Raw genomic sequence first — 20,052 nt, 5'->3', positions numbered from 1 at the left:
CAAATATGTTTTGTTGGAATAATTTATCAGCTTGTTTTTGCGAAAAGCTAAGAATAATGAAGCCTTTAATGGGCGTGCTATGGGCATCTTAATAAGAAGTAAGGGATTTCACATAAGCTAAACTTATCAAAAACAATAACTTTCTTGTTATTTACTTATGCTGAATTCTATATTACTATTAGGTAGAAGGAAGAGTTAGGGTGGGAGAAGAGAGATAAATTTCATCAAACTAACTTTTTTACTTATATCCATTGTAAACATGGTTTTAATGACCAGGTTTTACTTTTATGTGCAGAATTGTTCTGACAGTTTAATAGGGGGTAATATTCATGACAAAGAATGACGTATATCAAGCGCGTAAGTCTTTTGAAGTTGAAGGACAACGCTACAACTACTACAGCTTAGATGCTATTGAAAAAGCAGGGGACGGCAAAGTATCACGCCTACCATATTCCATTAAAGTCCTACTTGAAGCGGTACTTCGCCAAGTAGACGGAAGAGTTATTACAAAAGAACATGTTGCAAACCTTGCTAAATGGGGAACAAGCGAGCAACAAGATATAGATGTTCCATTCAAGCCTTCACGCGTTATCCTACAAGATTTCACTGGTGTACCAGTAGTCGTAGATTTAGCTTCTCTACGTAATGCATTCGCTGCACTTGGTGGAGATCCTGATAAAATTAACCCGGAAATTCCGGTTGACCTTGTAATTGACCACTCAGTACAAGTTGATAAAGCAGGAACTTCTGATTCTCTTGATGCCAATATGGATCTTGAATTTGAACGTAATGCAGAGCGTTACCAGTTCCTAAGCTGGGCTCAAAAATCATTCAACAACTACCGTGCTGTTCCACCAGCAACTGGTATCGTTCACCAAGTAAACCTTGAGTTCCTTGCGAACGTAGTCCATGCTGTTGAAACACCAAACGGAGACTTTGAAGTATTCCCTGACTCTGTATTCGGTACAGATTCACATACTACAATGATTAACGGTATCGGTGTTCTTGGATGGGGTGTCGGTGGTATTGAAGCTGAAGCAGGTATGCTTGGACAACCTTCATACTTCCCAGTTCCAAAAGTAGTTGGAGTAAAACTTACTGGTCAACTTCCTAACGGAACAACTGCTACTGACCTTGCATTGAAAGTTACTCAAGTTCTTCGTGCACACGGCGTAGTTGGTAAATTCGTTGAGTTCTACGGCCCAGGAGTTGGATACCTTCCACTTGCTGACCGTGCAACAATCGCTAACATGGCACCAGAATACGGTGCTACAGTTGGGTTCTTCCCGGTTGATGCTGAAGCAATCGATTACATGCGCTTAACAGGCCGTGATGAAAAACAAATTAAAGTGGTTGAAACATACTGCAAAGAAAATGGATTGTTCTATACTCCTGAAAACGAAGACCCAGCATACAATGATGTTGTGGAAATCGACCTTTCAGCTATTGAGCCAAACCTTGCAGGACCTAAACGTCCACAAGATTTAATTCCACTTTCTCAAATGAAAAAATCTTTCCTTGAAGCAATCAATGCACCTATGGGTAACCAAGGTTTTGGCATGACTGATGCTGAATTGGATAAAGAAGTAACAGTTAAATTTGCTGATGGCAAAGAAACTACTATGAAAACAGGTGCGATCGCTATTGCTGCAATCACAAGCTGTACAAATACTTCTAACCCATACGTAATGCTTGGAGCAGGTCTTATTGCTAAAAAAGCGGTTGAAAAAGGCTTGACTGTTCCTGATTATGTTAAAACATCATTAGCACCAGGTTCTAAAGTTGTTACTGGTTACCTTCGTGATGCAGGTCTTCAACCATACTTGGATCAATTAGGATTCAACATCGTTGGTTACGGATGTACAACATGTATCGGTAACTCAGGTCCATTAGCAGACGAAATCGAAGCAGCAGTTGCTGAAGCAGATCTTCTTGTAACATCTGTACTTTCTGGTAACCGTAACTTCGAAGGTCGTATTCACCCATTAGTGAAAGCAAACTACCTTGCTTCTCCAACATTGGTTGTTGCCTATGCACTTGCTGGTACTGTGGACTTCGATCTTAACAATGATTCTCTTGGTAAAGACAAAGACGGTAACGATGTTTACCTTGCTGATATCTGGCCATCACAAGAAGAAGTTAATGCAGCTGTTAAATCAACAGTTACACCGGAATTATTCCGTAAAGAATACGAAACTGTATTCAACGATAACAAACGTTGGAATGATATCGAAACAAGCAATGAAGCTATCTATGCTTTCGATTCTAAATCAACATATATTCAAAATCCTCCATTCTTTGAAGGATTATCACCTGAACCAGGTTCAGTTAACCCACTTACTGGATTGCGCGTAGTTGGTAAATTCGGTGATTCAGTTACAACTGACCATATCTCTCCTGCAGGTGCAATCGGTAAAGATACTCCAGCTGGTATCTACTTACGTGAAAACGGAGTGAAACCACGTGACTTTAACTCTTATGGTTCTCGTCGTGGTAACCACGAAGCGATGATGCGTGGAACATTCGCCAACATCCGTATCCGTAACCAAGTTGCTCCAGGTACAGAAGGTGGTTACACTACTTACTGGCCTACAGGCGATGTAATGGCTATCTATGATGCATGTATGAAATACAAAGCTGATGGAACAGGTCTTGCTGTCATTGCTGGTAAAGATTACGGTATGGGAAGTTCTCGTGACTGGGCTGCAAAAGGTACGAACCTTCTAGGCATTAAAACAGTTATCGCTGAAAGCTTCGAGCGTATTCACCGTTCTAACCTTGCATTGATGGGTGTTCTTCCTCTTCAATTCAAAGAAGGAGAAAACGCTGAGACTCTTGGCTTAACTGGTAAAGAAGCGATTGCTGTTAAGATCGACGAAACAGTTAAACCTCGCGATATGGTAACTGTTACAGCTACTGATGAAGCTGGCAACGTAAAAGAATTTGATGTATTGGTTCGTTTCGATTCTGAAATCGAAATCGACTACTACCGTCACGGTGGTATCCTTCAAATGGTATTACGTAACAAACTTAAAGGTTAATTAACTTTTAGAAGACGACAAACCTGCCTGTCAGGTTTGTCGTTTTTTTTTGTGTCAAAGTTATGAAATATAACAAGGGACTTCGATTTTACCTTTTCTGAGCATGATTTTATTGTTAAGATGATGTAAGAGGCTGACAGATATGGAATATGTACTATTTCTTTTGGCGAATGAATATTTTTATTGTAACGGAATTAGGGGGACGGGGTCATGTTAAAGAAAATTATTGCCTCGGTTGTCTTACTATCGCTGATAGCGGTGGCAATCGTTCAAGCAATGGATGATAAACCTGATAAAAATGAAGAAGGAAATTCGATGGGGGGGCTGAAAATTGGTGCCAAAGCACCTGATTTCACCTTAGAAACTTTGGATGGGAAACAGGTGAATTTATCTGACTATAAAGGAAAAAAAGTGATGTTGAATTTCTGGGCAACTTGGTGTCCTCCTTGTAAAAAAGAAATGCCAGATATGGAGAAATACTCAAAGCAGGCTGGGGAAGATGTCGTTATATTGGCTGTTAACATTGATCCAGAAAATGATGTGCAGGCATTTATTGATGATAATGGGATAACATTTACCATTCCATTGGACAGTCAAAGCGCTAAACAACCGGTAAACGATCAATATAAGGTTATGGCCATACCTACAACATACTTTATTGATAGTGAGGGCATTATTCGAAATAAAATGGTTAAAGCGATGCAATTTAATGAAATGGAACAAAACATCAATAGTATGAAATGACGGGATCAATAAGATTCCGTTTTTTTAGTAGGATTTAAAAAATGTGTCTAATTTGTCACAAGTTTTTAGAAAAATCAAAAAACATTGCAAAAAATAGATTACTCACCGCCAATTTGGGTTAAAGTATAGAAGACGCGTGAAATGAGTTTGGTGCGAACTAAAATGACTGATTATTCAGACTTTATATCAGACTGTCTGTATAGTCATAATTTTACGTTAATTTGGAAATGATGGAATATACACTATATAGTAAGAAGGTGAAAATATGAAGAAAAGAAAACGATCTTTTGAAGAACTGATTAATGAAAATAAAAAGGAATTGTTAATGGATACAAAGCTGATGGAGAGACTTGAAGAACGACTTGAACAAAAACATATGCAAAAGGCTGAATAATAGCATAGGGGTATGAAAAAGAAGGGCTAGCGATGAATATTTCATTGTTGGCTCTTTTTTACATGCAGTGGTAAAAACATTTGAATTCTCGGAAAACCACTCAAAAACTGGAACTCATGAATTTCATTTTTAAAACCATCCTAAAAATAGGAGGCGATTTATAATGAGTAACCCAAAAAAAGATTCACAACACTTTAGACCGAGCCATCTGGGTACACAACCGAGAACAGGTGGAGGAAATAAAGGAAAACAAATGCAAGATACTTCAGGAAAGCATGCCCAAGTCATTCAAACTAAAGGTGAGTAAGTAAGAATTCATGTCTTTAAAGGCTAGGTGGAGAAGGGAGTTATTCTTTCTCTACCTTTTCTATTTCAATAACCGAGAACGGAGACGCTATTCTTTAAAGGTATTCTGCAATTATGATAAGATGATGACAGTACGATTGAAAAGGAAGTGGGGAAACAAAATGTGGATAGCAGAAAATGAAATAGAGGTTCGGTATGCTGAAACGGACCAAATGGGAGTCGTGTATCATGCTAATTACTTTGTATGGATGGAACTTGGCAGGACGAAATTAATTAATGATTTAGGTTTCCGTTATGCAGATATGGAAGCGGAGAACATCCTTTCCCCCGTGATGGATATACAGGCTACTTACAAAATACCTGTACGTTACGGTGAAAAAGTACTGATCAAGACATGGATTGAAGAATATGATGGGCTCCGTGTCGTTTATGGATATGAAATCATGAACCAGGATAATAAAGTGGCGGCAACCGGCCAATCTGTGCATGTTTGCGTAAAAAAGGAAAACTTTAAACCTGTGTCCATCAGAAGGCTATTTCCAGCGTGGCATGAAGCCTATGAAAAAAATAAAAAGTGATATTTACATAACCGAGGTGAACAGTATGGCGTTCGGGATTAAGCGGGTCGACGTTATTAACTGGAAACGTCAAATCGACCAAGGAAAAATTGCGTTTTTGACTCACTATTGGCTTGATGATCGTTTTCCTGGTTGCAAGACAGTGACCAAAGTCGGCTGTAAGGACATGGATCGTTTAGCGGAGTGGGGAGATAAATATGGTTTGAGAAAAGAATGGATTCATCACAGGAAGGATGGTTATTCCCACTTTGACCTGTTGGGGGATCGGCAAAGAGACATTCTTAAAGCTGAGGATATCAAAGAAAGATTAGTCAAGTAAAAGGCGAAACAAGGGAAACTGACAGCAGCAGGGTTCCCTGCTGCATGGTCAAGCTCCTTTTTTGTATACGAATTCAGGCTCAGCAGATTTCTCATTGAAAGTGATCAATAAATCATGTCCATCGAAAAACCATGTATCTTTTTCTTCTACATAAAAGGTGATTGATCTCATTGTATCTGAAGCTGCTATGGCTTCAGGTTCTTCCTGAATGATGCCCAATGAAAATCCGCTTTGGACAGTACTTACCCCTCCGTATCGTGCATGAAAGCGCAGATAAGCCCCTTCAGGCAATTCTAACTCATCGATATACCATTTGGCAGCCCGGTCGGAAATTTGTAGTTTCAAAAAGTGAACCTCCTCCCTTTAATTGAACATGTTCATTATAAGATAAATGCAGTAAAGATGCGAATAAAGTATGTTGTGGAGGAAAATCAAGAATGAATATACCCTATACGATTTGTTTTATTACCCGAGTAAGATCAGGCAGGGTCGAAATTCTTATGCTTTTGCGTAATAATGAACCTAATAAACATAAATGGAATGGCGTTGGTGGAAAAATCGAGGAAGGAGAGACCATCAATGACTCGATGGCTCGAGAAATAATCGAAGAAACAGGGCTGAAAGTGAATAAACTGTGTTTCCGTGGTATCGTAACATGGAACGAGACGAGTGGAATGTACGTTTATCGGGCCGAAGACACAGGTGGAGAACTCATAGCTTGTGATGAAGGTGAACTTGCCTGGAAGCCCTACGAGTGGGTCATGGAGACTGATGAAGCTGTGTCGAATATTAAATATTATTTAAATGAAATTTTATTTGAGCAGTCTTTATACGAATTTGCTTTGACATATGAAAATGAACGACTACTTTCCTTTGAAAAAAAATCCTTACCTGATAATTATCCGCTACTACTTACTAAATAAAAGAGCATTTTTTATTTATGAATCATGCACTAAAATGAATTTTCCTGTACATATGTAGATGAATATAAAAGTAGGGGGAATGAAGAATTCCTAACATCACACATGGGAGTTAAGGGTGCGGAGAAGTGAGAGATGAAAAAACGGTGTTTTTATAGGGATGTATTTTTCGGAATCGAATTATGTAATGGATATTGATAAAGATGGCATGCTTTCCATGCAAAAAGAAAACATGCCTAAATCGTACCTGCGGATCATGCTATTTTTTGTTTTCTTTTTCTTCGGCCTCGGCTAGTTTCTTTAACAAGATGGGTGTAGGCATATGCATAATTTGCTCTAAAGGTAGGTTAAGTGTCTCAGAAAGCTTTATTGCGGTATCTGATGAGATTTGTAAAGGTTTCACGGTTTCTCTCCTAATCTTCTATTCAATATTTAATGGTAAAAAAGTGATGAAAAGCCCATCTAATGGGCTTTTTCTCTTGCTGAATTATAGCCATTTCACTTTCGGTTCCGTCTTATCGATAATTCGTTTAATATTGGCACGATGACGGTAAAAAATGAAAACGGTCAGTATACCGATCACGATGATAAGAGCCCAGTCGCCGAAATGGAATACAAGGCTGTATATGAGGGCCAGTAGGCAAGCAATCATTGATGATAGTGATACATATTTGGTTATGTATAAGGATATAAAAAATATGAGAACGGCAAAAAGGAAAAATAAAGGTTCATAAGCCAGTATGACACCAGCTGATGTTGCAACTGCTTTTCCACCCCGGAAATTCGCAAAGATGGGGAACATATGACCGATTACTGCACAAATTCCAGCTAGCAATTCAGGCATATCCGCACCTAGGAAGAATGGGAGGAGCGTGGCTAATGTACCTTTAAGTATGTCCATGATCGTTACGGTCAGCCCAGCCTTGACACCAAGCGTTCTGAAGGTGTTCGTGCCACCTAAGTTTTTACTGCCATGCTCCCGAATATCAATGTTGTAAAAGGTTTTTCCGATTAACAAACCTGATGGAATCGATCCGATTAAGTAGGCAGCCAGAATAATGATGATTGTAAGCATTCGATAACCCTTTCTTAAAGAAGAATATTCATATTTTATCGTGCATGAACAGGCTGAAAGTGATAGAAGGACCAAATCAGCCTCAAATACCTGATAAGTTTATCTTATTGTAACATTTTCATGATAAAATGGCATGGCTGTCTGGAAAAATCCTTATGAATTTTTTTGATATATCTTCGAATTCTATATTTGAATGGTTTATAAGAAGGGTTTACCGTTAATATAAGAAATGTAACGTGTGCTTCCATCCAAGTATCGGGATAACCATTCCTTTATGTCTGAAATGAAATTAATCGACGAAATATCTGTTCGGTAAGAATGAATTTTTGTATAATGGTTTTCTTAATAATGGTATTAAACTGCTTTTCTTTGTAAAATATTCTTAATGAGGCAAAACTATTCGTTAGTATTGTATTTTATATTAAAGGGGACTGATAAAAGTGATTGAAAATCCTAGTAGGGAAGAAATGGGCAAGATGTTAAAAAAATCGAAACGGATTGCTGTGGTAGGACTATCGAATAATCCTGATCGAACTTCATATATGGTTTCAAAAGCTATGCAGGATAATGGATATGAAATCATTCCGGTCAATCCTGCCGTATCCGAAGTGATGGGGGTTAAGGCGGTTGCATCACTAAAAGATATTGTTGGACATGTCGATATCGTCAATGTTTTTCGCCGCTCTGAATACCTACCGGAGATTGCAAAAGAATTCGCAGAAATTGATGCGGATATCTTTTGGGCACAACTAGGGGTTGAAAACGAAGAGGCATATAATTTTCTAAAAGAAAAAGGCTATACTGTTATTATGAATCGATGTATAAAAGTTGAACACGCTCTTACAAAATAAAGTAAAGAGCGGATTTTTCCGCTCTTTTTTTTATAAGTGGGGAATTAATTTTTTTGAAAAACATAGCTTGAATTGAAAACGAAACATAGTTATCGCAATTAAACTACATATAAAATTTAAGAGAAATAGTAAAACGCTATTTGCCAAATGAAAATTTACGGCTACAATTAGAACGGTGGATCAGATAGATTTTACAATAAAACGAACATGATAAATTCCGATCAAGAATATTAACGTTTAATAAAGGGACGAAAAAAATAGAACACTTGTTCTTTTTGTTCGAAACCATTATACTTTATGTAAGATAACGAACATATAAATTATTTGGTTTAAGGTTAAGAGTCATTTCATTGCAGTATGATTTGGCCCGGAAATTGTGTTTAGTAAGGAAAGGGGAATTTCTGTGGCAAAGAAAGTAAAGACAATCGAGTACAATGATGATGCAATTCAGGTACTGGAAGGACTCGAAGCGGTCAGAAAACGTCCCGGTATGTATATCGGCAGTACGGATGCACGTGGACTTCATCATTTAGTGTATGAGATTGTGGATAACTCCGTAGATGAGGTTTTGGCCGGTTATGGAGACCACATTAGTGTGAAAATACATAAAGATAATAGTGTAAGTGTAACGGATAAGGGTCGGGGGATGCCTACAGGTATGCATAAAACGGGGAAACCTACACCTGAAGTCATTTTGACGATTCTTCATGCCGGAGGTAAGTTCGGACAAGGTGGATATAAAACAAGTGGCGGTCTGCACGGGGTTGGTGCATCAGTTGTGAATGCATTGTCTGAATGGCTTGTCGTCACGATTAAAAGAGACGGGTTCATTTATGAACAACGTTTCTTCAACGGGGGTAAACCGGAAACCACCTTGGAGAAAATCGGCAAAACCAATCAATCCGGGACAAGAATTCATTTTAAGCCGGATCCTAAAATATTTTCGGTTACCACATTTAATTATGATACGCTCTCTGAAAGACTTCGTGAGTCTGCTTTTCTTTTAAAGGGCATGAAAATAGAGTTGATAGATGAACGGAAAAATGAGCATGAAATATTCCATTATGAAACTGGGATAGAAGCTTTTGTAGAATATTTAAATGAGGAAAAAGAGACGCTCCATAATGTTGTCAGTTTAGAAGGGGAACAGAATGGAATTGAGGTCGACCTGGCTTTTCAATTTAATGATGGATATTCAGAAAACATCCTAAGCTTTGTCAATAATGTCCGTACGAAAGATGGCGGGACCCATGAAATTGGGGCTAAGACAGCGATGACACGTTCATTTAATGATTACGCCAGAAAGATGGGGTTATTAAAGGAAAAAGATAAAAATCTTGAAGGATCGGATATACGAGAAGGATTATCTTCAATTATTTCTGTCCGCATTCCGGAAGAGCTCCTGCAATTTGAAGGTCAGACTAAAAGCAAGCTGGGTACCAGTGAAGCGCGGTCTGCTGTCGATTCAATCGTTTCAGAGCATTTAGCATACTTTTTTGAAGAAGATCCGACGACTACCACACTATTAGTGAAAAAGTCCATCAAAGCTTTCCAAGCTCGTGAAGCGGCCCGAAAAGCTCGGGAAGATGCTAGAAGCGGAAAGAAACGGAAAAAATCCGATGGTAATCTTTCGGGGAAATTGACGCCAGCCCAATCGAAAAATCCCGAGCGAAATGAATTATATCTTGTTGAAGGGGACTCTGCAGGAGGATCTGCCAAGCAAGGTCGGGATCGACGTTTTCAAGCGGTGCTACCGCTAAGGGGTAAAGTCATCAATACCGAAAAGGCTAAGCTTGCCGATATTTTCAAAAATGAAGAAATAAACACGATTATTCATGCCATAGGTGCAGGAGTGGGGGCGGAATTCAATACCCCTGATACCAACTATGATAAAGTCATCATCATGACTGATGCCGATACGGATGGAGCACATATTCAAGTATTACTGCTTACATTCTTTTATCGTTATATGAAGCCATTAATAGAGGCAGGAAAGGTATTTATCGCCTTGCCGCCATTATATAAAGTGAGTAAAGGCACGGGAAAGAAAGAGATTATAGAATATGCCTGGAGCGATGATGAACTTCAGGGTGCAATTGATAAAATAGGCAGAGGCTATATGATCCAGCGCTATAAGGGTCTTGGTGAGATGAATGCCGATCAGCTATGGGATACGACCATGAATCCGGAAACAAGAACATTGATTCGCGTCAAAATCGATGACGGGGCACGTGCTGAAAGACGTGTAACAACGTTAATGGGTGACAAAGTAGAGCCGCGCCGTAAATGGATTGAAGCCAATGTTGCTTTTGGTCTCGAAGAGGAATCGAATATTTTAGATAATGAAAATATGTCGATTGAAGAGGAGGTCAATAACGATGGTATTTGAAGAGTCATTTCGTGATTTGCCGCTAGAAGAGGTTATTGGAGATCGCTTCGGGCGTTATAGTAAATATATTATTCAGGATCGTGCATTACCAGATGCAAGAGATGGATTAAAACCGGTTCAGCGCCGGATTTTATATGCCATGTTTGTAGAAGGGAATACCCAGGAAAAAGGGTTTAGAAAATCTGCCAAAACGGTCGGTAATGTTATTGGTAACTATCACCCACACGGTGATTCCTCAGTTTATGAGGCCATGGTACGGATGAGTCAGGATTGGAAGTTGCGGAAGGTCATGGTTCAGATGCATGGAAACAACGGTAGTATCGATGGTGACCCACCGGCTGCAATGCGTTATACGGAAGCAAGGCTTTCAGCCATTGCCTCCGAGATGTTACGTGATATAGACAAGCGGACTGTTGATTTTGTCTCCAATTTTGACGATACATCCGAAGAACCTATCGTATTACCGGCAATGTTCCCGAACCTGCTCGTAAACGGTTCGACAGGTATATCTGCTGGTTATGCAACGGAGATTCCTCCACATCAATTAGGCGAAGTCATTGATGCAGCCATTATGAGGATCGATAACCCGAAAGCGACAGTCGCGGATTTGATGACAGTTATCAAAGGTCCCGATTTCCCAACAGGCGGTATCATTCAGGGAATCGAAGGCATTCGTAAAGCCTATGAAACCGGCAAAGGTAAAATCATCGTCCGTGGCTTGGCTGATGTGGAAACGATACGTGGAGGAAAGCAACAAATTGTCGTTACGGAAATCCCTTATGAAGTCAATAAAGCGAATCTTGTAAAGAAAATAGATGAGTTCCGGCTTGATCGTAAAGTTGAAGGAATTGCGGAGGTTCGTGATGAAACCGACCGTACGGGACTTCGAATCGTAATTGAATTGAGAAAAGAAGCAGATGCAAATGGTGTCTTGCATTATTTATATAAAAATTCCGATCTCCAGGTTTCTTATAATTTTAATATGGTGGCGATTTATAAAAAACGGCCGACATTGATGAGCCTGCCTAAAATGCTTGATGCATATATTGACCATCGTAAAGAGGTTATAATTAACCGATCTCGTTTTGAACTTCAAAAAGCACACGATAGGGCACATATTGTAGACGGCTTAATAAAGGCTCTATCCATTTTAGATGAAGTCATCGCTGTCATCCGAGGTTCTAAGGATAAAAGAGATGCTAAAGATAACCTGATTGCCAAGTTTACCTTTACCGAAGCTCAGTCCGAAGCCATTGTATCTTTACAGCTCTACCGTTTGACCAACACGGACATTACAGCTCTAAAAGCTGAAGCAGCAGAGTTAAACAGTAAGATTGAGGAATTGACTAAAATACTTGGTAGTGAGAAGGTTCTACTTCAAGTCATTAAAAAAGAATTACGATTTATTAAAAAAGGGTTTGATGACGGCCGACGTTCGAAAATCGAGAATGAGATTGAAGAAATCAAGATCAATCTTGAAGTCTTGATAGCAAGTGAGGACGTTATGGTCACTGTAACGAAAGAGGGCTATGTCAAGCGTACATCGCTACGATCTTATTCGGCATCCGGTGGGCTTGATTTTGGCATGAAGGATTCAGACCGCATGCTTCAGAAACTGGAAATGAATACGACAGACGTACTGCTGTTGTTCACTTCCAAAGGTAATTTCCTATATTGTCCAGTCCATCAGCTTCCAGATATTCGTTGGAAAGAAACGGGCCAACATATCGCGAATATCATCCCAATAGATCGGGATGAGCAAATCATTAAGGCCATTCCAATAAAAGATTTCAATCAGCCGGAGTATTTAGTGTTCATAACGAAAAATGGCATGGTGAAGAAGACCGAACTAGCTTCCTATAAAGCACAGCGTCATTCCAAAACCCTAGTAGGCATCAATTTAAAGGGTGATGATGAATTGGTTGATGTTCACCACACCGATGGCAAGGCTGATCTATTCATAGTCACCCACAATGGTTATGGCTTATGGTTTGATGAAGAAGAAGTGAGTGTTGTAGGCATCCGTGCTGCTGGTGTGAAGGGAATCAATTTAAAAGAAGATGATTATGTCATTGGCGGTAAGATATTAGCCAAGGATAGTAAGGAATCCATTTTGATCGTCACACAACGCGGGGCCATCAAGAAAATGAAATTGACGGAGTTCGAAAAAACAAGCCGTGCTAAACGTGGGGTTGTCGTATTAAGGGAACTTAAATCAAATCCTCATCGTGTCATTGGATTTGATACAGTCAATAAAACCGATAGTTTGTTCATTCTTTCTGAAAAAGGCAAAATTGAAACCGTTCATGCATCATCATTGAAAAATCATGATCGCTACACAAATGGTTCCTTTATTTTTGACGAAGCGGAAAGCGGAAAAGCAAAAGAATTATGGAAAATTTCATTAGAAGATGAATCTGTAAAAGATTCGTAACATCCATTCATTTTATAGTAGGGATGCTGACTTGGTCAGCATCCCTTTTCTGTATTTCTATGGTTGATATGTGTTCAAATCTAGGCTCATTCGTCCCCTTAATGTCCGTGTAGTCAAATAACACCATTTACATTTACCCCGATTCCTTTTTTACTCCCTAACTACTTAATATGTTCTTAATTCAAAAGTGAATGATTAAGTCAAAATTAAATCGTTGTAGTGTCCATGAGAAAATCTCATTAATTGGATGATTAATTCAAATTTGAATTTTAATGAAAACAGATTGCTAGCCTGGTAGTGTTTTTAATTTGGCACATTACTTGCATATGATTATTGTATCTTCTTGATTTTTGTGAATTAGGAAAGGGAGAAAAAATGGATAGATCTTATAACAAGAATTCTAATCTTGAAAAAAATTGAAATGACCTTCCTACATGCTCATCATATTTTTTAATCTTCGACTCGTATTTCTATTAAACTAAACTGCGGTTCATTTCAACAAAAGCCTATACATAGTGCTTTAAGTAAGAAACAACTCATGTGAAAAAGGTTCAATCGGCAGAAACCAATTTAAAAAAAGGGGGGGCTAACAGCATGGACTTTCGCTTTGATGCAGAGACTCTACTTTTGAAAGAAAATATCCAGCAATTTATTCAAGATGAAATCGAACCATTTGCCATGCAGATTGAAGAGGAAGACCGTATCCCTGATTCTCTCATTCAATTATCTAAAGAAATGGGCTTATTCGGTCTTAGTATCCCTGAGAGGTATGGTGGACTAGGTATCGGTATGGTCGAAAAATGTGCCTTATATGAGGAAATAGGAAAAACGCATAATGGTTATACGACGTTGATAGGAGCCCATACCGGTATCGGAACAGTCGGTATTGTGGAGATGGGGAATGAAGAACAAAAGCAAAAGTATCTTTCTGACATGGCAAGTGGAAATCGAATCGGAGCATTTGCTTTAACGGAACCAGCTGCAGGATCACATGCCACAAATTTAAAAATGACCGCGGTAAAATCAGGTGATAGATATATCCTGAATGGAACAAAGCACTATATCACGAATGCGGATGTGGCAGATATTTTCACCGTCATGGCTGTTACGGATAAGGAAAAAGGAGCAAAAGGAATCACTTCATTCATCGTAGAAAAGGGATTCCCAGGATTCCAAGTAGGTAGTATGGAAAGGAAAATGGGGCTACGAGGTTCCCATTCTGCAGAACTGATTTTTGAAAATTGCGAGGTTCCTTTGGATAATGTACTGGGGGAAGTTGGCCAAGGATATGTCAATGCCCTTAAAATCCTGGCAAACGGTCGAGCAGGACTCGCAGCACGCAATTTAGGTTCATGTCAGTACTTATTGGATTTATCCATTCATTATGCAATGGAACGGGAACAATTTGATGTACCGATTATTGAACACCAGGCTGTATCCCATATGATAGCTGAGATGGCAATGGAAATAGAGGCACTTCGTTCTTTTACCTATAGAGTGGCCTGGATGGTCGATCAGGGAGAGAAAATCATTAAGGAAGCGGCCATGCTGAAGCTTTTCGGTTCGGAAGTATATAATCGGGTGGCGGATAAAGCGGTCCAGATTCATGGAGGACTCGGATATATTAAGGATTTTCCTATCGAACGTTTCTTTCGGGATGCAAGAATTACTAGAATTTATGAAGGTACGTCGGAAATCCAGAAAAACATCATTACAGGGCAATTGAAGAAAGCGCATTCAAAATAATTTTAATGGAAGCTGGAGGGGTTGTAATGGATTTACGTTTATCGGATGAACAAAGAATGGTGCAAAAAACGATTCGTAAGTTTGTCGAAAATGAACTGATTCCACTGGAAAATGAAGTGCTCCGGAATGAAATAGCCGGAAAGCCCAGTTTACCTGCAGAGACATTACAGGAATTACAGGAAAAAGCAAAAAAGGCGGGGTTTTGGGGAATTAATACACCTGAAGAATATGGTGGGGCTGATTTAGGGCAAATGATGATGGCCATCGTGCTGATGGAAGTTTCGAAGACATTCGTTCCTTTCAGTTTCGGTGGATCAGCTGATAATATTCTGTATTATGGAAATGAAGAACAGAAGAAGAAATATCTGATTCCAACGATCAATGGGGAGAAGAAGTCTTGTTTTGCGATGACGGAACCAGGGGCTGGATCCGATACACGCAACATAAAAATGACGGCCATTAAGGATGGAGACGAGTGGGTGCTGAATGGCGAAAAAACGTTCATCACCGGTGGAAATGATGCAGATTTTGTCATGGTCATTGCGGTTACGGACAAAGAACGTCACCAGGCAACGGGGACGGAAGGCGTCACCTGTTTCATCGTGGATCGGGACATGGGATGGAAATCAGAATATATCAATACGATGGGCGAATGGGGACCTGCCGGTTTAGTGTTCGACAATGTACGGGTACCTGAGGAGAATATATTAGGGGAAATACATGGTGGCTACAAATTGGGTCTCGAGTGGATAGGTTTTGCAAGATGGATTGTTGGGGCAAGGGCAGTGGGTTCAGCTGAACGATTACTCCAAATGGCCATCGACTATGCAAAGGAGCGGGTAACTTTCGGGAAGCCTATTGCGGAACGTCAGGCCATTCAATGGCAGATTGCAGACTCTGCTGTTGAAATTGAAGCGGCAAGGTGGTTAGTCTTAAATGCAGCTTTCACACTTGATAATGGAGAAGACAATCGTCATCTAGCCTCGATGGCTAAACTTTATGGCTCGAATATGGGGAATCGAGTCGTCGATCGTGTTTTGCAAATCCATGGTGGCATGGGTTATACAAAAGAACTGCCTATTGAGCGTTGGTACCGTGAAGCAAGGCTCTGGAGAATATACGATGGTACAGATGAAATTCAGCGTATGATCATTTCAAGGAACTTAATTAAAGGACATGTTAAACTAGGACAATTTTTATAATAGATGAGGAGGAACAATCATGACAGGAAGATTTTTAGGAAAAACAGCATTAGTAACTGGTGGAAGCAGGGGGATTGGAAGGGCAATCGTTGAACTACTAGCAAGTGAAGGAGCAAAGGTAGGAATCATCGATATTAATGAAGAAGTCCTGAATGTAGCGGGAAATGAACTACGTGACCAAGGCTATACCATTTATACAAAAGTGGCAAATGTAGTCGAGGCAGAAGAGGTGGAAACTGCTGTCAAGGAAATAGCGGAAACATTCGGTTCGCTTGATATCCTTGTCAATAACGCGGGGGTCATTCGCGATAACCTAATATTCAAAATGACCGATTCGGATTGGCAGACAGTCATGGATGTACATTTGAAGGGTACGTTCAATTCAGTCCGTGCTGCTCAGAAATACATGGTTGAAAGAAAATATGGAAGAATCATCAATATTTCGTCCACTTCGGCTCTCGGCAATCGAGGACAATCGAATTATGCAGCTGCAAAGGCGGGGCTGCAAGGGTTAACGAAAACGTTAGCGATTGAGCTCGGTAAATATGGAATCACAGCTAATTCGGTAGCCCCTGGATTCATTGAAACGGAGATGACGAAAGAAACTGCACGTCGTGTGGGGGTCAGTTTTGAGCAGTTCGTTGAGGGAAGTGTGAAGAAGATTCCAGTTGCTAGAAGCGGGAAGCCAAGTGATATCGCAAATGCTGTTGCTTTTTTTGCTGATGAAGCTTCTTCCTTTGTTAATGGTCAAGTTCTTTACGTTGCAGGTGGTCCAAAAAATTAACTGATTAGGTGGGGAAGATATGTTTAAAGATTGTATCGAAAAACGTTCCAAACCGGTCAAAAATTCAGTCGAACGTGGGGCCGTGAAAAAATTCGCGGAAGCAATCGGTGACTTGCATCCTATTTTCATTGATGAAGAGATAGGAAAACAATCAAGGTACGGCACGAATATTGCCCCTCCTACATTCCCACGGGTCTTTGATTATGGAGTGATTGAAGGGTTGAACCTCCCTGCTAAAGGGTTAATTCACGGCGAGCAGATTTATCATTATAAGCGGCCCCTTCTGGTAGGGGAAGAAATCACGTGTTATACAGAAGTGAAGGATTATTATGAGAAGAGTGGAAAACAGGGGGATTTGGGGTTTCTAGCATTAAAAAATTATGGAACCGATGCAAATGGTGAGATAGTATTTTCTGCCGATCAATTGGTCATCATCAATGATACGGTAAGAAAGTCGGTGGGGAGCCGATGAGTCTGTTAAAAGAATTGAATCCTGGAGATTCTGTACAATCGATAAAGTTGGATCCTGTTTCACGCCTAGATCTCATTAAATACGCTGGTGCTTCCGGTGACTTCAATCCCATTCATACCATTGATGAAGAAGCTAAAAAGGCCGGTCTACCTGGAATCATTGCCCATGGAATGTGGACGATGGGAAACCTTGCAAAGTTATTCAGTGATTCTTATGACATCGGATTTATTGAAGAGTATAAAATACGATTCAAGAGTATGGTTTTTCTAGATGATGTCATCACGCTTCAAGCCTATTTAAAAGAGAAAAAGGAAGATACGTACCATTTTGTTGTAGTTGCCGTCAATCAAGTAGGCAAGGAAACAATCAGTGGGGAGGTCATATTCAAAGTATATTGAATGATAGGTAGTGATGAAGTTATTTCATCACTATTTTTTATTGGAATTTCGACATTATTAAAGGGGATTCGAAAGATATCGAGAATTGAATTAGAAAGAATTCTTTTGCGGTGGTGAATGTATTGAATCAACTGAAACAGGATTCCCAGATTAAATGGATCAAAGAATGGCCATTTCCTGCCATTATCCTTGATGATGAAGGCAAGATTAAAGAATGGAGCCAATATTTTAAGGAACAGATGCAGAATAGAAATACCCTTTCAGATTTATTTGATAGATGGATATTTTTTGATAATAATAGGCTGGCAACAGCATACCATGGCACCAATCGATATGTATTTATCTCAGTGATGCAATTGGAAAAAGGCGAGCATTTATATGTAGGGGGTCAAACTTCATATGTCGATGATGTAATGGAAGAATTCGGGGAAACCAAAAAAATGAACCGCGCATTGGATGCCATCATTGAGAATTCCTATGATGGCATTTATATCACCGATCCTGATGGAGTGACAATATATACAAACCCGGCTATTGAGAGAATTACGGGAATTCCTAAAGAGTATTATATCGGCAAATCAGTAAATCAGTTGATTAAGCGTGGAATACTGAATGCCTCGGTTACACATAAAGTGGTAAAGCAGAGGAGGACTGTATCAGTCGTACAGGATAACTTCGCCGGAAAAGAGACGCTGATCACGGGAAGCCCGGTGTTTAATGGTGAAGGGGAGATTGAACAGATCGTTACGAATATACGTGATTTATCCGATTTGAATGAACTGATGCATGAATTGACGAAAGTGAATGAATTGAACAATCAGTATAAGCAGGAAATCGAAAAGCTAAGAAAGATTACAAATCAAGATGGAGTCGTTTTTGTTAGTGAAAAGATGAGGAAGATTTACGAAATTGCTGAAAGGATTTCAGACATTGACGCGACAGTCCTTATATTAGGGGAAACGGGTGTGGGAAAGGACGTATTGGCCCGCAATATCTTTAACGGGAGCATCCGTTCAAAAAAAGGGGATTTCGTTAAGATAAACTGTGGGGCGATTCCTGCCGATTTATTGGAGTCTGAACTGTTTGGCTATGAGGGGGGAGCGTTTACCGGGGCTAATCACAAGGGGAAACCGGGGATGTTCGAAATAGCTGATAACGGAATATTATTTTTGGATGAAGTCGGTGAACTCCCACTTCAGCTTCAGGTAAAATTACTTCGTGTTCTTCAGGAAAGGGAAATACAAAGAATCGGAGGAACGAAACCGAAGAAAATCGATGTTCGTATTATCGCGGCCACAAATCGAAATCTATTGGATATGGTCAAAGCGGGAGAATTTCGCGAAGATTTATATTATCGCCTGAATGTCATCCCCATTGTGATTCCACCTCTTAGGGAAAGAAGAGAAGATATCCTCGCATTGTCTGATTTATTTTTAACCAAGGCCAACAATCAATATAAATTGACCAAAAAGTTAGATTCAGCGTTAAAAGATTATTTTTTTCATTATGATTGGCCGGGAAATGTCCGAGAACTGATTAATATAGTGGAAAGACTCGTCGTGTTAACGAATGGTTCCGTCATCTCGGTAAGCGACTTGCCTGTAGAATATCAGCAAGAAAACATGAGCCAAACCAACTCTCGTGATTCTCAGTCTCTAAAGGAAGCGGTGGAGGGAGCTGAAAAAGAAATATTGACAAAAGCGGCGCAAACTTATCAGACCACATATGAAATTGCTGAAGCTCTTGATTCAAGCCAGGCTACGATTGTCAGGAAACTAAAAAAATATGGCTTGAGAGTCAGTGAAAAGAATAGGTAAGCAAAGGGGGATTTCCGTAAGGGGAATACCCCTTTTCATTTCTTCCCTAGTAGTCATCTGGATAAAATCTATTTTTGCAAAGACAATCCATTCTAATTCAAAAGTGGTTCATTCAGTCAAAAGTGAATGATGGTCATGCCATGTGGATTCAATTATTTGAATCAAAAGTGAATCATACTTATTTCGTAAAGTGACTAGTATGGCTTTTTCATGATGGCATAGTACTTGCATTGTTATTAAGGAAATGCTTTACAAATGATCTATGGGGAATGTGAGGTGACTGTGGAACGTTTCCGACGATTGCACAGCGGTATTCAGGTGACAGATATGAAGATAGTATTCATGAAATCATAAAATGGGACGCAGACAACTAAAAAGGTAGATAAAAATTATGGGAAAATGGGAAGAAACGAGGTTACAGAAGAAGCGGGTAGCCTTTCACTAGATTAAGCGATGAAGTAATGAAAGCGCTAATAAAAAGTTGGCATTTAACAATTCGATAGGGTTATGGAGAAGAGTTCCTTATGGTTAGGGGTGTTGTATTAAAGTAAAGGATTACCTACGAACAATTCATTGGGATAA

Annotated in this window: 19 protein-coding genes; 16 read left to right on the top strand and 3 right to left on the bottom strand. The window is 39.6% G+C overall.

The annotated features are described in order from the left end of the window. Nucleotides 1-329: 329 nt before the first annotated feature. The 6 genes from acnA (at nt 330) to ACQKL0_RS10270 (ending at nt 5,382) form a co-directional block, all read left to right on the top strand. Nucleotides 330-3,041 carry an aconitate hydratase AcnA gene (gene acnA, locus ACQKL0_RS10295; protein ID WP_402959126.1) on the top strand — a complete coding sequence of 904 codons (2,712 nt, stop codon included), beginning with the start codon at nt 330-332 and terminating at the stop codon, nt 3,039-3,041. Between the two features lie 210 nt (nt 3,042-3,251). Continuing rightward, entirely contained in the window at nt 3,252-3,785 is a 534-nt protein-coding gene (locus ACQKL0_RS10290) for a TlpA disulfide reductase family protein (protein WP_407408721.1), read from the top strand. A 265-nt stretch (nt 3,786-4,050) separates the two neighbouring features. After that, on the top strand, nt 4,051-4,179 hold the full coding sequence (locus ACQKL0_RS10285; RefSeq protein WP_402872652.1) for an FbpB family small basic protein: 129 nt from the start codon (nt 4,051-4,053) through the stop codon (nt 4,177-4,179). A 163-nt stretch (nt 4,180-4,342) separates the two neighbouring features. Next, nucleotides 4,343-4,486 carry an acid-soluble spore protein N gene (locus tag ACQKL0_RS10280; protein ID WP_402872655.1) on the top strand — a complete coding sequence of 48 codons (144 nt, stop codon included), beginning with the start codon at nt 4,343-4,345 and terminating at the stop codon, nt 4,484-4,486. A gap of 160 nt (nt 4,487-4,646) precedes the next feature. Continuing rightward, nucleotides 4,647-5,063, top strand: coding sequence for an acyl-CoA thioesterase (locus tag ACQKL0_RS10275; RefSeq protein ID WP_402872658.1), 417 nt, complete (start codon nt 4,647-4,649; stop codon nt 5,061-5,063). Between the two features lie 25 nt (nt 5,064-5,088). Continuing rightward, nucleotides 5,089-5,382, top strand: a complete 294-nt coding sequence (locus ACQKL0_RS10270; RefSeq protein ID WP_402989803.1) for a hypothetical protein — start codon at nt 5,089-5,091, stop codon at nt 5,380-5,382. A 48-nt stretch (nt 5,383-5,430) separates the two neighbouring features. On the opposite strand, the gene ACQKL0_RS10265 is transcribed toward ACQKL0_RS10270, so the two are convergent. Continuing rightward, nucleotides 5,431-5,727: a HesB/YadR/YfhF family protein gene (locus tag ACQKL0_RS10265; RefSeq protein ID WP_402872660.1), complete on the bottom strand. Its 297-nt coding sequence runs from the start codon at nt 5,725-5,727 to the stop codon at nt 5,431-5,433. A 92-nt stretch (nt 5,728-5,819) separates the two neighbouring features. On the opposite strand from ACQKL0_RS10265, the gene ACQKL0_RS10260 reads away from it, so the two are divergent. Next, the gene (locus ACQKL0_RS10260; RefSeq protein WP_427687360.1) at nt 5,820-6,305 is read left to right on the top strand and encodes an NUDIX hydrolase; all 486 of its coding nucleotides are present in this window, start codon (nt 5,820-5,822) and stop codon (nt 6,303-6,305) included. Between the two features lie 256 nt (nt 6,306-6,561). Here the strand turns inward: ACQKL0_RS10260 and ACQKL0_RS10255 are convergent, their stop codons facing one another. Together ACQKL0_RS10255 and plsY are read right to left on the bottom strand one after the other, a co-directional pair. Beyond that, a complete protein-coding gene (locus ACQKL0_RS10255; RefSeq protein WP_402872669.1) occupies nt 6,562-6,705 on the bottom strand; it encodes a YycC family protein in 144 nt (47 codons plus the stop codon). Nucleotides 6,706-6,789: 84 nt separating this feature from the next. After that, nucleotides 6,790-7,377 carry a glycerol-3-phosphate 1-O-acyltransferase PlsY gene (gene plsY, locus ACQKL0_RS10250; protein WP_427687358.1) on the bottom strand — a complete coding sequence of 196 codons (588 nt, stop codon included), beginning with the start codon at nt 7,375-7,377 and terminating at the stop codon, nt 6,790-6,792. A 467-nt stretch (nt 7,378-7,844) separates the two neighbouring features. Between plsY and ACQKL0_RS10245 the strand changes: the two genes are divergently transcribed. The 9 genes from ACQKL0_RS10245 to ACQKL0_RS10205 all read left to right on the top strand — a co-directional run bounded on the left by ACQKL0_RS10245 (nt 7,845) and on the right by ACQKL0_RS10205 (nt 19,470). Beyond that, nucleotides 7,845-8,228: a CoA-binding protein gene (locus tag ACQKL0_RS10245; RefSeq protein ID WP_402873203.1), complete on the top strand. Its 384-nt coding sequence runs from the start codon at nt 7,845-7,847 to the stop codon at nt 8,226-8,228. Between the two features lie 403 nt (nt 8,229-8,631). Further along, nucleotides 8,632-10,617, top strand: coding sequence for a DNA topoisomerase IV subunit B (gene parE, locus ACQKL0_RS10240; RefSeq protein WP_402872675.1), 1,986 nt, complete (start codon nt 8,632-8,634; stop codon nt 10,615-10,617). Next, nucleotides 10,607-13,051, top strand: coding sequence for a DNA topoisomerase IV subunit A (gene parC / locus ACQKL0_RS10235; RefSeq protein ID WP_427687356.1), 2,445 nt, complete (start codon nt 10,607-10,609; stop codon nt 13,049-13,051). The genes parE and parC overlap by 11 nt, the downstream gene beginning before the upstream one ends. 594 nt (nt 13,052-13,645) lie before the next feature. Further along, nucleotides 13,646-14,797: an acyl-CoA dehydrogenase family protein gene (locus ACQKL0_RS10230; protein WP_427687354.1), complete on the top strand. Its 1,152-nt coding sequence runs from the start codon at nt 13,646-13,648 to the stop codon at nt 14,795-14,797. Between the two features lie 26 nt (nt 14,798-14,823). Then, on the top strand, nt 14,824-15,999 hold the full coding sequence (locus ACQKL0_RS10225; protein ID WP_427687352.1) for an acyl-CoA dehydrogenase family protein: 1,176 nt from the start codon (nt 14,824-14,826) through the stop codon (nt 15,997-15,999). 19 nt (nt 16,000-16,018) lie between these two features. Beyond that, nucleotides 16,019-16,783 (top strand): SDR family oxidoreductase, encoded by a 765-nt coding sequence (locus ACQKL0_RS10220; RefSeq protein WP_402872686.1) that lies wholly within the window; start codon nt 16,019-16,021, stop codon nt 16,781-16,783. Between the two features lie 19 nt (nt 16,784-16,802). Continuing rightward, the gene (locus ACQKL0_RS10215; RefSeq protein WP_427687350.1) at nt 16,803-17,255 is read left to right on the top strand and encodes a MaoC family dehydratase N-terminal domain-containing protein; all 453 of its coding nucleotides are present in this window, start codon (nt 16,803-16,805) and stop codon (nt 17,253-17,255) included. Then, nucleotides 17,252-17,653 (top strand): MaoC/PaaZ C-terminal domain-containing protein, encoded by a 402-nt coding sequence (locus ACQKL0_RS10210; RefSeq protein ID WP_402872690.1) that lies wholly within the window; start codon nt 17,252-17,254, stop codon nt 17,651-17,653. Before ACQKL0_RS10215 ends, ACQKL0_RS10210 begins: the two co-directional genes overlap by 4 nt. Nucleotides 17,654-17,775: 122 nt before the next feature. Beyond that, complete coding sequence (locus tag ACQKL0_RS10205; protein ID WP_402872693.1) at nt 17,776-19,470, top strand: sigma-54 interaction domain-containing protein; 1,695 nt, start codon at nt 17,776-17,778, stop codon at nt 19,468-19,470. Nucleotides 19,471-20,052 lie beyond the last annotated feature (582 nt).

This window comes from Peribacillus sp. NPDC097264, assembly GCF_050277925.1.
GTDB lineage: Bacteria > Bacillota > Bacilli > Bacillales > DSM-1321 > Peribacillus.
The sequence above is the reverse complement of the archived record's forward strand: the minus strand, read 5'-3'. Positions and strand labels throughout refer to the sequence as shown.

What these genes read in the sequence shown, in the direction of transcription:
- ACQKL0_RS10220 (WP_402872686.1), top strand. Translation starts at nt 16,019, where the DNA reads ATGACAGGAAGATTTTTAGGAAAAACAGCATTAGTAACTGGTGGAAGC.
- parC (WP_427687356.1), top strand. Translation starts at nt 10,607, where the DNA reads ATGGTATTTGAAGAGTCATTTCGTGATTTGCCGCTAGAAGAGGTTATT.
- ACQKL0_RS10275 (WP_402872658.1), top strand. Translation starts at nt 4,647, where the DNA reads ATGTGGATAGCAGAAAATGAAATAGAGGTTCGGTATGCTGAAACGGAC.
- ACQKL0_RS10230 (WP_427687354.1), top strand. Translation starts at nt 13,646, where the DNA reads ATGGACTTTCGCTTTGATGCAGAGACTCTACTTTTGAAAGAAAATATC.
- ACQKL0_RS10270 (WP_402989803.1), top strand. Translation starts at nt 5,089, where the DNA reads ATGGCGTTCGGGATTAAGCGGGTCGACGTTATTAACTGGAAACGTCAA.
- ACQKL0_RS10260 (WP_427687360.1), top strand. Translation starts at nt 5,820, where the DNA reads ATGAATATACCCTATACGATTTGTTTTATTACCCGAGTAAGATCAGGC.
- ACQKL0_RS10280 (WP_402872655.1), top strand. Translation starts at nt 4,343, where the DNA reads ATGAGTAACCCAAAAAAAGATTCACAACACTTTAGACCGAGCCATCTG.
- ACQKL0_RS10290 (WP_407408721.1), top strand. Translation starts at nt 3,252, where the DNA reads ATGTTAAAGAAAATTATTGCCTCGGTTGTCTTACTATCGCTGATAGCG.
- ACQKL0_RS10215 (WP_427687350.1), top strand. Translation starts at nt 16,803, where the DNA reads ATGTTTAAAGATTGTATCGAAAAACGTTCCAAACCGGTCAAAAATTCA.
- acnA (WP_402959126.1), top strand. Translation starts at nt 330, where the DNA reads ATGACAAAGAATGACGTATATCAAGCGCGTAAGTCTTTTGAAGTTGAA.
- plsY (WP_427687358.1), bottom strand. Translation starts at nt 7,377, where the DNA reads ATGCTTACAATCATCATTATTCTGGCTGCCTACTTAATCGGATCGATT.
- ACQKL0_RS10225 (WP_427687352.1), top strand. Translation starts at nt 14,824, where the DNA reads ATGGATTTACGTTTATCGGATGAACAAAGAATGGTGCAAAAAACGATT.
- ACQKL0_RS10285 (WP_402872652.1), top strand. Translation starts at nt 4,051, where the DNA reads ATGAAGAAAAGAAAACGATCTTTTGAAGAACTGATTAATGAAAATAAA.
- ACQKL0_RS10245 (WP_402873203.1), top strand. Translation starts at nt 7,845, where the DNA reads ATGGGCAAGATGTTAAAAAAATCGAAACGGATTGCTGTGGTAGGACTA.
- ACQKL0_RS10210 (WP_402872690.1), top strand. Translation starts at nt 17,252, where the DNA reads ATGAGTCTGTTAAAAGAATTGAATCCTGGAGATTCTGTACAATCGATA.